This is a genomic window from Actinomyces sp. zg328 (genome assembly GCF_009829635.1).
In the GTDB taxonomy this organism is placed as follows: domain Bacteria; phylum Actinomycetota; class Actinomycetes; order Actinomycetales; family Actinomycetaceae; genus Actinomyces; species Actinomyces marmotae.
Map to the genome: position 1 here is coordinate 231,744 of NZ_VWPE01000001.1, position 14,099 is coordinate 245,842.

A 14,099-nucleotide genomic window follows, 5' to 3' on the forward strand; every position below is an offset into this window, starting at 1 on the left:
CGCCGTCGGCGCCATGGCGGGCGCGCGGTGACGGGGAGCGCGCCCCTGCGCGACGGTCGTCTTGGCGGCGGCGCGCCCCTCTCCCAGATCGAGGCGCGCCGGTGGCGCATCCACCTGCGGGATGACCACTTCATCCGCGAAGCCCATTACGGTGCCGCGTATGACACAGCAGTACGTCCCCTGGGCGCCGTCCGGCGGTCCCCTGGGCGCCCAGGCCCCCCGACCGGTCCAGCCACCGGTGGAGCCCCCCACCCTGTTCAATGGGGCAACCATCCACGGGTGGTTCGGGATCCGCGCGTTGCGCCATCCCAAGGAGCTCCCCCTCGTGGCCGTCTGCGGGTTGGTGACGCTGGGCGCCTACGCCTCATGGATCGGCCTCATCGCCTGGTTGATCGCGGACCCTGAGCCCACCGGGGCCAGGGCGACGGCGCGCTCGCTCATCATGAGCACCATCGGCCAGTACATCCTCCTCGTCCCCCTCCTGCCAATCCTCCTGTGGGTGGTGCGCGCCATCCTGTACGCGCAGCAACGCTCGCGGGCGGTGCAGATGAGCTTCACGCAGTTCCCCGAGGGGTACCGGATGGTCGTGGAGGCCGCGCACAACTTCGGGCTACGGCGCGTGCCGGACGCCTACGTGGTGCTCGGAAGCGGGAAGATCAACGCCTTCGCCGCCGGGCACGGGTTCCGCCGCTACGTCGTCGTCTACTCCGACCTGTTCGAGGTGGGCGGCTCGGCGCGCGACCCGGAGGCTCTGCGCTTCGTCATCAATCACGAGGTGGGGCACCTGGCCGCGGGCCACGTCTCCTTCCTGCGCCTGGCCATCACGACGCTGGGTATGCAGGCCCCGCTCATCGGGCCGGCGCTCAGCCGCGCCCAGGAGTACACGGCGGACAACCACGGCTACGCGGCGTCTCCGCAGGGGGCGCCGGGGATCATGGGGATCCTCGCCGCCGGGAAGTACCTGGGGCCGCAGGTCAACTTCCACGCCCTGGCGGATCGCGCCGTGACGGAGCGGGGCTTCTGGCTCCACATCGCCTCCTGGCGGGCCAGCCATCCGGTGCTGACCTGGCGCGCGCACGCCCTGCGGGACCGCAGTCGGCCGGGCAGGCTCATGGTCCGCCCGAAGCAGGGCGTCCTCGCCGGGCCGATCAGCCCCATGGGCCGTGAGTCCAGCAAGTCGTGGCCGACGCCGGGGCAGGTCCTGGCCTTCATGGACGCCACGCGGCCGCGGGTGGCCGAGGAGCAGTTCGGGCGCTACCCGGGGGTGGAGTACGAGGCTCCGCGCGACGCCGTGCGCCTGGCCGATCCCCGGCCGCTCGGCCGCTGACAGCCGCTGACAGCCGCTGACGCCGGGATGCCCGGCGGCTCAGGCCGCGCCGTCGGGCGCTTCACCCTCCGGGAGCGCCTGGGGCTCGCGGACGAGCAGCGCGCCATCACCGGTGGGGAAGGTGATGCCCGCGTAGTGAGGGCGCTGCTCCACCTTCTTGAAGCCGGCGGCGAGATGGCTGGCGACGACGGCGTGCTCACTGGCCTCGACGAAGGCCCACAGTGGGGCGCCGGGGTCCGCGGCGTCGACCGCCTCGGCGAGGCCCTCGAGAAGATCGCGGCCGATGGGGCGGGTCCTGGCGGCGGGGTCGAGGATGAGACCGGTGACCATCCAGGAGGCCTCCCGGCCCTCGTCGGGGTCGGCGGGAAGGACGAAGGCGCCCGCGAGGGCCACGGAGATCGCGGCGTCGAAGTCGTCACGATGGGCGGGGTCCTCCAGGGAGGCGAGGACGAGCACGGGGATCGATTCGATCATGCCGGGCGCCGCCTCCAGCGCCTCCTGGATCGTGGTCCCGCGCAGCGCCAGGAGCTGGGCGACGCGGTGGGTGTCGCGGGCGTCAGCCTGCCAGAGCATGAGGCGTCCGTCGGCCAGGGCGGCGGCGAGAGCCGGGTCGGTGGGGGCCGCGAGGGCTCCGGGGGCGTCGCCCGGGCCCGCGGCGGCCTCCCCGGCCAACTCAGCGGCCGCCGCCGCGAGGATCCCGTCGATGGGCCCGGAGGGCGTCGTGTTCGTCATGGCCTCAGCCTAGACAGGCGCCGGGGCCCGATGGCGAGCCGCGGCCGGCCCGCGCCCGGTCGTCCGGGCGTCCGGGCGTCCGGGCGTCCGGGCGTCCGGGCGACGGCATCGAGGCCGGCAAGCCCGACCACTGGGGCCCAAGGACCGCCACCCCAAGCCAGCCACCGCGGCGCGCGCGGCCCCCGGCCCACGAGCGAGCACGAGCCAGCACGAGCCGCCCCCCGGGATACCGCCTCACCCCACACAAACCGCCTCACCCCCGGGATACCGTCTCACCCCCGGGATACCGTCTCACCCCCGGGATACCGTCTCACCCCACACAAACCGCCTCACCCCCGGGATACCGCCTCACCCCACAGAAACCGCCTCAAACTGCGAGAATGAGGGCGCAACGCCGGGCCGAGACGGTATCTGGAGACCGAGACCGCAACGCCGGGCCGAGACGGTATCCCCGGGCCCAGACGGTATCTGGAGACCAAGACCGCAACGCCGGGCCGAGACAGTATCCCCGGGCCCAGGCCGCGAACCCGGCACCCCGGGGGGCCAGCGGCGCCACATCTGGCCCACCGCCACATCATCACCCCGCGCGCATGATCCGAAACGGCTCCCTCCACGACCCACAACCAGCCACACCACTACCCACCGCCGCTTGGCACACCACATAGGGGCACCCCTCAGCCCCGAGCCCGATGTCACCTGCCAACCCGCCAACGGCCAGACCTCGGGCTCCGTCATCGAGAAGGACGGCCAGGAGTGCCCGCTGTCCCCCCTTCGGGCTTCGACAGGATCTGGTAGTAGGAGCACGATTCGGCCGGCCCGCCGCGCATGGCGGGACTCAACACCACCGTCGTCGTCACCGCGCGCGGGCTCCGGGCGCGCAAGAGCACCGCGACGCTCTCCGGCCCGACCGCCCCTCGGGTCTAAGGCACACGAGGCGAACGGCGGTCAGCCCGCGAGCCCCAGCGCCTCGCCGAGGAGGTCTCCGCACATCCCACGCCGCGCCCATCAACGCGAATCTCACACCGGTCCTCCTGACCTCACGGTTGGCCCCAGAGATCGCTGGAATCACGGGGATTCACGACTGGTGAGGGCAGTCGGCGCGGATATCCTCTCCTAGCGCCACGCTCCCAGACCCGGCAGTGGCGCGCCTCCCCTCTCCGCCCTCCCCAGGCGGGGCCGGGACTCCCGAGGAGACTGATATGGCTCTGCCCGATCCCATTAGCCAACCAAGATCCCAAGGCGCCCCCAGACGCGCCCTGCGCTGGGCCCTCCGCGCCATCGCGCCGATGCTCGTCGGCGCCGCGCTGGCGGCCGCCGGCTCGGCCCCCGCGCCCGCCGCCGCCTCCGGTCCCCTGCCCGCCTCCGATCCCCCGCCCACCGCCGGTCCCGCGCCCGCCGCCGCCTCCGCCTCTGCCTCCGATGAGTCGATCCACATCCTGTCCTTCGTGGATTCCGACGTCATCGTGCTGCAGAGCAACGGGCGCTTCGCGCTGGTCGACTCCGGGGAGGACAAGGACTACCCCCGCGGGGACGATCCCCGGTACCCACTGCGCCCCGGCGTGACCCAGGGGGCGCCGGATGAGGACGCCATGTGGGCCTACCTCGACGAACTCGGCGTCAACTCCACCAACCTGGAGTTCTACATCGGCACCCACGCGCATTCGGACCACATCGGCACGGCTGACACCGTCATCGAGAAGTTCCACCCGAAGCGGATCTACACCCCCGAGTACTCCGACGCTTGGATAACCAGCAAGAACAACCTCTGGGACAACCAGTACGTCTACGACCGGATGATCGCCGCCGCCCGCAAGGCCCAGGCGGAGCACGGCTCCGCCCTCATCCAGCACCTGGTCCCCGGCGCCCCCGTCACACCCGACCCCAGCGCCCCCACCACAGCGTCTCCCACCTTCGACTTCGGGGACATGCGAATCGAGATCGTCAATTACGACGAGTCCTACAAGCAGCCCCCCTACATCTACGACGCCAACGAGAGCGCCTGGGGCGTCAAGGTCACGGCCCACGGGCGCTCGGCGTTCCTGGCATCGGATATCGAGAACTTCTACGGAGACGAGGACCGCCTGGCCCCGCTGATCGGCGACGTCGATGTCCTCAAGCTCGGCCACCACGGCTCCATCTCCTCCAACAGCGAGGGCTTCCTGACCACGCTGCGCCCCAAGATCGCCTTCCAGACCGGGCGCTTCCAAGCCCTGGCACCCGCCACCCAGCGCACCCTGGACCGCCTCGGCACCAGGTGGTACTCAGCCGATGAGCTCCGCGCCTCCGGGCACATCAGCTTCGTCGTCGCCCTCGCCGACGACGGCGTCCACCTCTCCGACGTCGACGCCACGAGCGGCGGGCTCGTCCTGCGCACCCGTCAGGCGAGCAGCCCCCACGCCGCGGCCTACCGGAACGGCGTCGCCACCCCGCTGACCGGTTGGAGGAGGATCGGGGAGGACTACTACTGGTTCTCCGACAGCCCCTACGCCACCGAGAGCGGCTGGGCGAGCTGGAAGGGGGCCTGGTACTACCTGGGCGCCGACGGCGCGATGAAGACCGGCTGGCTGAAGGACGGAACCACCTGGTACTACCTGGGCCCCGACGGCGCAATGAAGACCGGCTGGCTGAAGGACGGCTCCTCCTGGTACTACTTCGCCCCTGATTCGGGACGGATGGCCGCCAACCGATGGGTGGCCAGTGGGACCGCCTGGTACCACCTCAGCGCCTCGGGCTCCATGTCCACGAGCAGGTGGATCCAATCAGGCGCCGCCTGGTACCACGTGGGGGGCAGCGGCGCGATGTCCACCGGCTGGCTGAAGGATGGGACCACCTGGTACTACCTCGACCACTCCGGCGCCATGCGGGCCAACGACTGGCTCAACCAAGGCGGCGCCTGGTACTACCTCACCAGTTCCGGATCCCTGGCCACGGGCAGAGTCATGATCGACGGCGTGGCGCACTCCTTCTCCCCCTCGGGCGCCTGGCTCGGCTAGGACCCACAGCCCTGGGCGGCGGGCCCGGCGCCTGCGGGGCTGTCTTCCGGCGCGAGGGACGCGGTACCGTGGCCTCAGTGGAGAACCCCTACAGGAGATCTCATGACCGTCCTTGATCCGATGTCGTGCGCCCCTGCCGACCTCGCGAACCCTGCGATCACCCAGATGGATCTCGCCCGGATTGCCCAGTTCCGCCCGGATCTGCATCCGCTCGTGCGCGAGCACCCGGCCTGCTACCCAGAGCTCGCCACGTGGATCGAGCAGCGGGCCGCCCTCCTGGAGTCCGAGCCGGCCGAGCAGCCGAGCACTGAGGAGGCGTTGTCGGACGATGACGCCGCGGCAGACTCCACCCGGGCCTGCGAAGCATCGGCAACGGCCTCGGAACCATCGTCGCCCTCAGCCACAGGCACTGCCTCGCCAGCGACGGCCTCGGCCGCGCCGATCAGGGACGCCATCTGGGTCGCCGCCTCACCCGCGCGGGCGAGCGACTTCGAGCCCATCGAGCGCCCGACGCCGGGCAGGCCAGCCGCCCTGGCCTCCCCCGCGTCGGCGGACGACACGGCGACCCCGGTCGGCAATATCGCCTCGCCCGCCGTCGCCTCGGCGCATTCGGCCCGCTCGGCGCGCTCCGCCCCCAGGATCATCCCGCCCGCCTCCGCCCCGGAGATCATCACCGCGGTTCCGGGCCTGGCGGTCCCCGCCGCCTATGAGCCCACTGCCGCTACGGCGACACCCGGCGCCCCCAGCAGTGACGAGGCGTCGTCGTGCCCTAGTGCCGATCCCGCGAGGGGCAGCGCGCCCCAGACCTCGCCTGAGCCCCTCATCCCCGCCTCCGCGGTGCCCTCGGCGATCGACCAGCCCGCCTCCGGGAGGCTCTTGCCAGGAGACGAGGACGGGACCGCCTCCCTCTGGCGCCGCCTCCTGCTGTGGGCCGTGCCGGTGCTGGCCGTCCTGTGCCTGGTCTCGACCTTCCTGCCGATCGTCACCATCACCTTCGACACGGGGACCTGGTCCTTCAACTACTGGAACGGGGACGGCGTCCAAGAGGCGCTCATGCTCCTGGTGGTCTTCATCGTCGCGACCGGCATCGGCCTCGCCGCGATCATCACCCCGCGGCGGTCGCGGCTGATCCTCACGGGGATCGCGGGCACCGTATCCGCCCTGCTGGCGACCAGCGACGGCTTGCGGAACATCATCCGATTCTCCGGGGACGTGCCGGACATGAAGGGGGCCACGGGCGCCTCCGTCGGCTCCGGCGCGATCCTCCTGGCAGTTGGCGGCGTGGTCCTCCTGCTCATCTCGGTCCTCCACCTCGCCTGCGCGATGCGGGGCGAGCCGGGCGCATGGGCGGGCCAGGGCGATCAGGCCTCGTCCGCTCACAGCGGCCACGAGGCGTAAGTCCTCGCCCCGCGCGCGGCGGATGGGGATCCCAGCCCATGCGCCGCACCGCCATCCCCGCTACGGTATCCCTACATCAACCACCTCCCAGGAGCCCGCATGACGGCCATCGACCCCTTGTCCTGCACACCTGCCCACCTCACGAATCCTGCGATCGCCCCGGGGACGCTCGCTCAGATCGCACAGCACCGCCCCGACCTGCGGGCGCATGTGCGCCAGCATCCCGCCTGCCCGCCTGATCTCGCCGCGTGGATCGACCAACAGGCCTACCAGCAGCCGCACTACCAGAGCGCGCCCGCCCAGTACGGCACCGCGCAGCCCCAGGCCAGTGCTGCGCTGGGCGGTGCCGCGATCACCAGGGCATCCTCGAACTGGAGCACGATCGTTCTCATCGCCATTCCGGTGATCGGGCTGCTCGCGATCATCGCGTCCTTCCTGCCCGCTGTCTCCACGACGTTCGGCTCCCAGAGCAAGACCGCCAACTTCTGGGATTACGACAACAAGAGTTACGACGTGCAGATCCTCTGCGCCAGCCTCCTGGCGATCTCGGCGGGCATCTGCGCGTTCTTCGTGAGGCAGTTCCCCGTTGTCCTCGGCGGCGGGGTGGCGACAGTCGTGGGCGGGATTTGGAACGGCATCAGCTGGCTCAACGCCAACTCGGAGATCTCCGACGCCCAGAAGACCATCAAGCAGGCCAAGACCAGTTATGGCAGCCTCGGCGGCTCTTTCGAGGTTAGCAGGGGCGTGGGCATGTACTTGCTGCTTATCGCGGCGCTGTTGCTCCTGGCCTGCGGAGCGGCGATGATCGTCGCCGGGCTGCGACTTCGACCCGGCGCCGGGATCGCAAAGGGCGCCAGCGGTTACGGCGGGCACCCCGGCGCCCACATGCCCACCGGACCACAGACGGAGCCGGGCGCCCAGCCCTCGCCGTACCAGCAGCAGGGCCCCACCTACCAGTAGGTCCTTTTCGCGCCACAGATACCGGCCCCGTCTCCTTCAAGCGAGACGGGGCCGATATCGTCGTCCGCTGGGTGGCCCGAGAGCACTGGGAATCCACTGACATAATGGGACTCATCCATCCCTGGAGTCACACCTGCCCCACGCTCGTGCTCCTCGACTCGAAAGGCCCTTCATGCCGTCTCGTGCCCTCTCATCTGCCGCATCGCTCTCCCTAGCCATCACGGCGCTCGGCGGTGCCGCCATCCCCGTCAGCACGGCCGCCGCCGCGCCACCCGCCGGCGCTGCCCAGGCTCAGACCACCGGATGGGTTGCGAGGGGCGGCCAGTGGTACCACTTCGGTCTCAATGGGGTGAGGACGGTCGGCTGGCTGGAGGACGGCGGGCGTTGGTACTTCCTGCGCGCCGACACCGGCGCGATGGCCACCGGCTGGGTCAAGGACGACCACACCTGGTACTACCTCTACGGCTCGGGAGCAATGGCCACCGGCTGGATCAAAGACAACAACACCTGGTACTACCTCTACGGCTCGGGAGCGATGGCCACCGGCTGGATCAAAGACAACAACACCTGGTACTACCTCTACGGCTCGGGAGCGATGGCCACCGGCTGGATCAAAGACAACAACACCTGGTACTACCTCTACGGCTCGGGAGCAATGGCCACCGGCTGGATCAAAGACAACAACACCTGGTACTACCTCTACGGCTCGGGGCCGATGGCCACGGGCACCGTGCCCGTCGACGGGCGCGTCTCGCGCTTCGCCGCCAATGGCGCATGGCTGGGCTATGCCGATTTGACCCCGGTGCTGAGCGCGCCGTCGTCGAGCCGGGAGGCGCTCATCTCCTCGATGGCGCGCGCCTACCGCTCCTCCGGCAGGCCCTACCCGTCGTCGGCGCTCAGCGCTGGGGGCGCGCCCACGATCGAGGCGTTCGCGGGGATCATCTATGACGAGGCGACGTCGGAGGGGGTGAGCCCCGAACTGCTGTTCTGCCAGGTGATGAAGGAGACCGCCTGGCTGCGCTTCGGCGGTGATGTGAGTATCGGCCAGTTCAACTTCGGGGGCCTGGGGGCTACGGGCGGCGGCGCCCGCGGCGCCTCCTTCGCGGATGTGAGGACCGGCCTGCGCGCCCAGGTGCAGCATCTGCGCGCCTACGCCGATCCCTCCGTCTCGGCGTCCTCACTTGCCCACCCGGTGGTGGACCCGCGCTTCTCCTATGTGCGCAAGGGCTCCGCGCCGTACGTGCAGTACCTGGGGATCAAGGAGAACCCGGCCCATGTCGGCTGGGCTACCGACCCCGGCTACGGCACGAGCCTGGCCGAGATGATGCGCGCCTACTTCGGCTGATCGGCTCCGGCGCCACCCGTCGGCCCGCATCATCCAGCGGGGCCGGGGGCACGGCGCGGGAGCGGGCCTCGGCGGCGCCGCGACGGCGCCGATCGGCGTGGACCCGGCATTGAGGGACCTGGGATTGAGGGACCTGGGATTGAGGGACCTGGGATTGAGGGACCCAGCATTGAGCCGGCATAGCATGCTCTGTGAGAGGCGGCGCGGTGCCATCGAGCCGTCTCACTCGTCGTGGTGGGAGGGGAAGGAAGCGCTCATGGGCGTTGAGGGGCCAGGCGGCGCGCGGAGGCCAGCCTCCGGCGGGGGCTCTGCTGAGGCGACCGCTCTCGTTGATGCGCTGCGCGATGCGACGGTGGCTGGTCGCCCGCAGGAGGCGATCTCGCTCGCGGGCGCCGTCGCTGAGTTGGCTCGGGAGCTGGGGCCTGAGGACCACCAAGTGCTGGGCGCGCGCTTCCATCTGGCCCGGGCCCACCGCGCGGCCGGGGATCCGGCGTCAGCGGTGACGCTACTGGAGCAGGTGGTCGCCGGGACCGAGAGGCTGCTCGGGCCGGAGGCTCCCCAGTCGCTCACCGCCCGCAGCGCCCTGGCCGGCGCCTGCGCGGACGCGGGTCGGGCGCGCGAGGCGGTGGCTCTCCATGAGCGGATCGTTGACGACGCCGCGGGGCTGCTGGGCCGGGGGCATCCCGATGCGCTGTCGGCGCGGAACAATCTCGCCCGGGCCTGCGAGGCGGCCGGTGACACGCCTCGGGCGCTCTGCCTGTACGAGGCGCTGGTGCGCGACGCCGAGGCCGTGCTCGACGCCGCGCACCCTTACCTCGCCCTGTTCCGCCGCAACCGTGATCGGCTGCGGCCTAGTGCTCAGAGGTAGTGGGCGCGGAGTTCGGCGGGGTCCTTCGGGGACAGGTCGGCGAGGGTGACGTCGAAGACGGTGCGCGCGCCGGTCTGGCCGCGAGCGGCCATGCGGGCGGCGGCGCGCCCCATGGCGACCACGACTGCGCCGGTGAACTCGGGGTTCGAGTCGAGAGCCAGTTCGAAGGTGATGCGCTCGGCCACGCCGTCGGAGGTCAGGCCGCGGCGGATAACGGTGCCGCCGTGCGGGATGCCGGCGTGCTTGGCGGCCATCTCCTCGGCGGAGATGAAGGTGACGGTGGTGTCGTAGTCGGCGAAATAGTTGGGCATCTCGACGATCTCCTTCTCGATGCGAGCGAGATCAGCGCCCTCGGCGGCCACCACGTAGCAGTCGCGGCGGTGCATGGAGCGGGTGGTGAGTTCGACGTCCTCACCGGCCTTGACGGCGTCGACGGTCTCGGCGACCGGCAGCGTGTACTGGCGGGCGTCGAGCACGCCCTCGATGCGGCGCACGGCGTCGGAGTGGCCCTGGGAGACGCCGGGGCCCCAGAAGGTGGTGGTGGTGCCGTCGGGGAGGACCGAGTCCCCCAGGACGCGCAGCATGGAGAACAGGCCCGGGTCCCAGCCCGTGGAGATGATGGCGAGGTGTCCGGCGCCCTTCGCGGCGGCGTCGACGGCGGCGAAGTAGCTGGGGATCTCGGCGTGGGTGTCGAAGGAGTCGACGGTGGTGAAGTGAGCGGCCGCGGCGGGGCCCTGCTCGGCGAGGTCGGTGGCCGATCCCCCGCAGTTGAGGCAGACGTCCACCTTGTCCGCCCAGGCGGGCATGTCGTCGACATGGGCGACGGGGGCGCCCTGGGTGGTGACCGAGGCGGGATCGCGGCGGGTGAAGACGACGACGAGCTCCATGTCCTCGCTCTTCGAGATGGCCTGCTCGGCGCCCCGCCCGAGGTTGCCGTATCCGTTGATCGCGACTCTGATCATGAGTCCTCCTAGGAGTTCGTCGTGCCGTCCCTTGGCGTTCGGGCCACGGCTCGGGCAGGGGCCCGGCCGGGGACCGCAGAAGCGTAGGCATGAGCCACATGTCCGGCGCATGACGATCGCCCTGCGGACGCCGGCGCCCCCGCGCCGCGGTCTGAGACTGCGGATACGGGCTCAACTCGCACGTACCGCCTCATCCCACACATACCGCCTCAGCCCACACATACCGCCTCAGCCCACACATACCGCCTCAGCCCACACATACCGCCTCAGCCCACACGTACCGCCTCATCCTTGTAGTTTGAGGGCGTAAGGCCGGGACGAGACGGTATCTGCGGGACGAGACGGTATCTGCGGGCGCAAGGCGGCGTCAGCGCAGTGGTCGTCTCCATACACTCAGGCCCCGCCGGTTCGCGAGGGTCCCGGAGGGGACGCGTGTTCCCGGGCGGGTAACCGGCACGGGCTCCCTCATCAGGCGGATCACCGCATGGGAGTGCCGTACACTTCCTATGAGAGTCCTCTTCTCCGCATTCCCCATCCCTGATTTCCCACGGCATGGTCGAGATTACGGCTCTTACCCGCATGTTCCGCCATCGGAGGCGGCGCACGGGTCACCATATGGAGGAATCCCATGAATCACCTTCGTCGATCGGCCATCGGGGCGATCTCCGCGCTCTCACTGCTGGGAATGGTCATCCCAGCAGCTGTCGCGGATGAATTCCCCTACCCTGCGCCCTCTCCCACAGCCGGTGCGACGGTTCCTCAGCCCGCGCCCGCACCACCGATCCGGGACGGGTGGGTGCAAAGCGGCGACAAGTGGTATTTCTACGAGGCAGGCCTGCTCAAGACCGGGTGGATCGCTCAAGGCGGCGCCTGGTACTACCTGATGCCCGACGGCGCGATGGCCACAGGCTGGGCGCACGATGGCAAGGCCTGGTACTACTTCGATTCCACGGGCGCGATGCAGTACGGCAGGTGGCTGGAGTCGGGCGGCGTCTGGTATTACCTGCTCCCGTCTGGGGCGATGGCCGCCAGTCAGTGGGTCGCTCAGGGCGGCGCCTGGTACTACCTGAAGGCGGACGGGACGATGGCCACTGGCTGGGTCCAGGACGGCGGATCCTGGTACCACTTCACGCCGGCCGGCGCGATGGAGAGCGGGACGTGGATCAGCTCGGGGAGCAACTGGTACTACCTGACGGCGTCGGGCGCGATGGCGACGCGCATGTGGGTGGGCGATTACTACCTGAAGGCGAACGGGACGATGGCCACTGGCTGGGCCCAGGCTGGCGACACGTGGTACCGCTTCAGCGGGAATGGACGACTGGCGGGCCGCTACAACCCGGGGACGTACACGTGCCCGAGTTGGGCGCCGATCAAGGGCAATGCCGAGTCGAAGATCTATCACCGGCCCGGTCAGGGCTCCTACAACCGGACGAAGGCTGAGGAGTGCTTCGTCAGCGGCGCTGACGCGGAGAACGCCGGATATCGCGCCGCGAGGAACTGATCTCCCAGATCAGAAGAGGCCGCGGAGCACGGCACGCTAATAGCCCGTGCCCCGCACCATGAGCCGGGGAGACGACCGGGGCGCGCGGAATCACTGCTCCGCGCGCCCCGCTGTCCTTGCCGATTCGTTGCCGACTAGGAGAAACCGACCGCTTCCGCCTCAGCCCTCGGTGAGGTCCTGGACCGTTGCGTCGGCGGCCGCGCGCTGGACAGCCTCGGTTCCCTTGACCGCAGCCGCCTTGGTCTCATAGGCCTGCCCGGTGGCGACGATCTCGCCGTTGCCGGCCTTGAGGCGGAAGCGGAACTTGCCGGCCCCGTCCTCGTACACCTCGAACTTGCTCGCCATCATCTTCTCCTCTGGCTCATGGACACCTTAAAACGAGTATGACACGGCGGGCCGGTCCCGTGAGGCAACTCGCGGCACCCGGAGAGTCTCGCCCCACGCGGCGACGACGTCGCCCCCTCGCGATGGCCCCTCGTGACGGGGCAGCGCATTGGAGCGACGCCGGAGGCGCGGCGCATGCGCAGGCCGATCCGTCGTCGCGCCCCGTAAGCGGATCGGCCTTCCCATCGGGATGCCAGGACAAGAGGGCCCGCGGGATTCTCGCCAGCAGTACCGGCCCGGAGGCGCCTCCCACACGTTGAAGCGGAACTGCACCTTCGCAGCCCCTGAGTTGGTGGTCTTGGGCTGTCTGGGCGGGCTGGGTGTGGTGGCGGGCCAGCATGTGGGAGCGGATCGGGCGGGGAGGCCAGTGCCGGATCGCTCAACCGGGTCCTTGATGCCGGGGCCGGGGCGGCGGGGTGGACGGCGCCATTCACCGTGCTGCCGGGCCGCGCCTGTTGCAGGCCTGCCGCGAGCTGTGCGCCACCGAGCTGCCGTACGGGCTGCCGGTGGGTCAAGGCCGTGGCCACACCCGGCTTCGACCTGTCCGCCCGCTGGGTCATCCACGCCGATGGCCCTAACCGGCACGCCGGCCAGGGCGACCCCGCCCTGCTGCGCGCTTTCCGGGTGGTTCTGGACACCTGAGCGGCCCAGACGGCGTCGGTGGCGTGTCCGCCATCGCGCCCCGCAAGCGGATCGGCCTTCCCGTCGGTGTCCCAGGATAAGAGGGCCTACGGGATTCTCGTCCAGAGGTACCGGCCCGCAGGCCGGGCCCCTCCTGCTTCCCTGACCTCGGAAGCAGGCATCTGGCATAGGCCGTGCGCCCGCCGGCCCGCGCTCAACGCCGCAAGAGGCCGCGCCCCGACGCGGCAGTGAAGCGGGACGCGCCGGAACAGCGCAACCAAATCGCGATGGCACCCGGAGAACATCGTCCGGGGCATCGGTATTTGGCCGGCCATTCCGGCGCGCAACCTCCCAATGCGCTTACTGGCGCACCAGGTTTCGGTTCTTCAGTCGGAAGACCACATCCGCCTTCTTCGACAGCTGCGCCGAATGGGTCACCACGATGACACACTTATCCTGCTCATGGGCGAGGCGCTTCAGGATATCGATCATCTCCCCGGCCGTCTTGCCGTCCAAGTTGCCGGTCGGCTCGTCGGCCAAGATGACGGGCGACTTCGAGGCGAGGGCACGAGCGATGGCCACGCGCTGCTGCTGCCCGCCGGAGAGCTTCATGACATTCCGCTTCGCCTCATCCTCAGAAAGGCCTAGTTCAAGGAGTGAGTCAATCTTCGCCTTCGGGTCAACGAGCTTCACGTTCTCCAACGGCGTGAGGTAGTCGATGAGGTTGTAGTTCTGGAAAACCAATGAGACGTTGTGCTGGCGATGGTAGGCGTACCCCCGCTTCGCCACATCCTCACCATCAAGGAGGATCTTGCCCTGGGAGGGGGCATCGAGGCCGGCAAGCAGGCCGAGGAGGGTGGACTTGCCCGCACCGGAGTTTCCGATGATGGCGTAGAACTTGCCCGACTTGAATTCGGCGTTGACGCCATTCAGGACGCTCTTCTTCACATCCTGATAAACAAAGCCGAGCTTTTCGAGCTTCAAAGTGGTCATGACAATTTCTCCTAA

General features: G+C 69.9%; 11 protein-coding genes and 1 pseudogene. 8 read left to right on the plus strand and 4 right to left on the minus strand.

Annotated features, from left to right (window positions below; genetic code table 11):
• The first annotated feature begins 160 nt into the window (after positions 1–160).
• Positions 161–1,327, plus strand: coding sequence for a M48 family metallopeptidase (locus tag GVV75_RS00960; protein WP_159813067.1), 1,167 nt, complete (start codon positions 161–163; stop codon positions 1,325–1,327).
• Positions 1,328–1,366: 39 nt separating this feature from the next.
• On the opposite strand, the gene GVV75_RS00965 is transcribed toward GVV75_RS00960, so the two are convergent.
• Entirely contained in the window at positions 1,367–2,059 is a 693-nt protein-coding gene (locus GVV75_RS00965) for a hypothetical protein (RefSeq protein ID WP_159522064.1), read from the minus strand.
• 1,199 nt (positions 2,060–3,258) lie between these two features.
• Between GVV75_RS00965 and GVV75_RS00970 the strand changes: the two genes are divergently transcribed.
• The 5 genes from GVV75_RS00970 (at position 3,259) to GVV75_RS00990 (ending at position 9,623) form a co-directional block, all read left to right on the plus strand.
• Entirely contained in the window at positions 3,259–5,052 is a 1,794-nt protein-coding gene (locus GVV75_RS00970; RefSeq protein WP_159813069.1) for an MBL fold metallo-hydrolase, read from the plus strand.
• Positions 5,053–5,154: 102 nt separating this feature from the next.
• Positions 5,155–6,450, plus strand: coding sequence for a variant leucine-rich repeat-containing protein (locus tag GVV75_RS00975; protein ID WP_159522060.1), 1,296 nt, complete (start codon positions 5,155–5,157; stop codon positions 6,448–6,450).
• Positions 6,451–6,549: 99 nt separating this feature from the next.
• Positions 6,550–7,410, plus strand: coding sequence for a variant leucine-rich repeat-containing protein (locus GVV75_RS00980; protein WP_159625024.1), 861 nt, complete (start codon positions 6,550–6,552; stop codon positions 7,408–7,410).
• A 172-nt stretch (positions 7,411–7,582) separates the two neighbouring features.
• The gene (locus GVV75_RS00985; RefSeq protein WP_159813071.1) at positions 7,583–8,755 is read left to right on the plus strand and encodes a glucosaminidase domain-containing protein; all 1,173 of its coding nucleotides are present in this window, start codon (positions 7,583–7,585) and stop codon (positions 8,753–8,755) included.
• 352 nt (positions 8,756–9,107) lie between these two features.
• Complete coding sequence (locus tag GVV75_RS00990; protein WP_159813073.1) at positions 9,108–9,623, plus strand: tetratricopeptide repeat protein; 516 nt, start codon at positions 9,108–9,110, stop codon at positions 9,621–9,623.
• On the opposite strand, the gene GVV75_RS00995 is transcribed toward GVV75_RS00990, so the two are convergent.
• Positions 9,614–10,585, minus strand: a complete 972-nt coding sequence (locus tag GVV75_RS00995) for a diaminopimelate dehydrogenase (protein ID WP_159813075.1) — start codon at positions 10,583–10,585, stop codon at positions 9,614–9,616. The genes GVV75_RS00990 and GVV75_RS00995 overlap by 10 nt on opposite strands.
• A 796-nt stretch (positions 10,586–11,381) precedes the next feature.
• Here GVV75_RS00995 and GVV75_RS01000 point away from each other — a divergent pair.
• Positions 11,382–12,086: a sunset domain-containing protein gene (locus GVV75_RS01000; protein WP_236266018.1), complete on the plus strand. Its 705-nt coding sequence runs from the start codon at positions 11,382–11,384 to the stop codon at positions 12,084–12,086.
• A 159-nt stretch (positions 12,087–12,245) separates the two neighbouring features.
• On the opposite strand, the gene GVV75_RS01005 is transcribed toward GVV75_RS01000, so the two are convergent.
• Positions 12,246–12,431 carry a YegP family protein gene (locus tag GVV75_RS01005; RefSeq protein ID WP_159522048.1) on the minus strand — a complete coding sequence of 62 codons (186 nt, stop codon included), beginning with the start codon at positions 12,429–12,431 and terminating at the stop codon, positions 12,246–12,248.
• Positions 12,432–12,877: 446 nt separating this feature from the next.
• Between GVV75_RS01005 and GVV75_RS01010 the strand changes: the two are divergent.
• Positions 12,878–13,088, plus strand: a pseudogene (locus GVV75_RS01010) (macro domain-containing protein); the annotation flags it as partial.
• Between the two features lie 363 nt (positions 13,089–13,451).
• Here the strand turns inward: GVV75_RS01010 and GVV75_RS01015 are convergent.
• Complete coding sequence (locus GVV75_RS01015) at positions 13,452–14,084, minus strand: ATP-binding cassette domain-containing protein (protein ID WP_159625038.1); 633 nt, start codon at positions 14,082–14,084, stop codon at positions 13,452–13,454.
• Between the last annotated feature and the right edge of the window lie 15 nt (positions 14,085–14,099).

Coding starts and splice junctions, on each gene's coding strand:
- GVV75_RS00960 (WP_159813067.1), top strand. CDS start 161: ATGACACAGCAGTACGTCCCCTGGGCGCCGTCCGGCGGTCCCCTGGGC.
- GVV75_RS00965 (WP_159522064.1), bottom strand. CDS start 2,059: ATGACGAACACGACGCCCTCCGGGCCCATCGACGGGATCCTCGCGGCG.
- GVV75_RS00970 (WP_159813069.1), top strand. CDS start 3,259: ATGGCTCTGCCCGATCCCATTAGCCAACCAAGATCCCAAGGCGCCCCC.
- GVV75_RS00975 (WP_159522060.1), top strand. CDS start 5,155: ATGACCGTCCTTGATCCGATGTCGTGCGCCCCTGCCGACCTCGCGAAC.
- GVV75_RS00980 (WP_159625024.1), top strand. CDS start 6,550: ATGACGGCCATCGACCCCTTGTCCTGCACACCTGCCCACCTCACGAAT.
- GVV75_RS00985 (WP_159813071.1), top strand. CDS start 7,583: ATGCCGTCTCGTGCCCTCTCATCTGCCGCATCGCTCTCCCTAGCCATC.
- GVV75_RS00995 (WP_159813075.1), bottom strand. CDS start 10,585: ATGATCAGAGTCGCGATCAACGGATACGGCAACCTCGGGCGGGGCGCC.
- GVV75_RS01005 (WP_159522048.1), bottom strand. CDS start 12,431: ATGGCGAGCAAGTTCGAGGTGTACGAGGACGGGGCCGGCAAGTTCCGC.
- GVV75_RS01015 (WP_159625038.1), bottom strand. CDS start 14,084: ATGACCACTTTGAAGCTCGAAAAGCTCGGCTTTGTTTATCAGGATGTG.